Source organism: Psychrobacter sp. ASPA161_9 (genome assembly GCF_051970275.1).
GTDB lineage: Bacteria > Pseudomonadota > Gammaproteobacteria > Pseudomonadales > Moraxellaceae > Psychrobacter.
On record NZ_JBEFNI010000028.1, the window covers coordinates 1 to 618 of the forward strand.

The 618-nt window shown below is 46.1% G+C and carries 1 protein-coding gene; it reads right to left on the reverse strand.

Annotation, left to right across the window (positions count from 1 at the left end):
* On the reverse strand, positions 1–602 hold a 602-nt coding region (gene modB, locus ACTQ9S_RS13780; protein WP_440455277.1), incomplete at its 3' end, for a molybdate ABC transporter permease subunit.
* Between the last annotated feature and the right edge of the window lie 16 nt (positions 603–618).

The following is a 618-nucleotide window of genomic DNA, read 5'->3' on the forward strand; positions in this document are numbered from 1 at the left end:
TTGAGCGCTTCGACTTGCTCATAGATTGCGATGGATACGACTTTGGTCTCGCCGGAGATACTGCCGCCTATCATGAGCACCACCCCAAACTCACCAATAGTATGAGCAAAGCTGATGAGGCTGCCCAAAATAATACCAACCTTTGCTTGTGGGAGCGCGACTCTGATAAAGCGTCTTAGACGACTGGGCTCTAATAAATGCGCCATCTCCATGACGCTTTGCGGTATACGTAAAAATTGGGCATAGACAGGCTGAATATAGAAAGGTAAGGAATAAATAATAGAGCCGATGACCAGACCTTCAAAGGTAAAGATTAAGGGGCTGATGTTATGTTCACTAAGCCACTTGCCAATACCCATGCTAGGGCTTAGTAGGAGTAATAAATAAAAACCAATGACGGTAGGGGGTAGTACGAGTGGCATGGCGATAATGCCCATAAGTATAACTTTAAGACGTGCAATCAGTTGCCCACGACTGGGCTTAGCAAGCCAATAAGCGACAGGTGTGGCAAAGAGTAATAGGCATAAGGTGGTGACAGTAGCAAGTTTGATGCTGACTAAGAACGGGCTGAGCATGTCTGACATTAGGGATGGGGCTATCATGATGTCATTGCTCGTT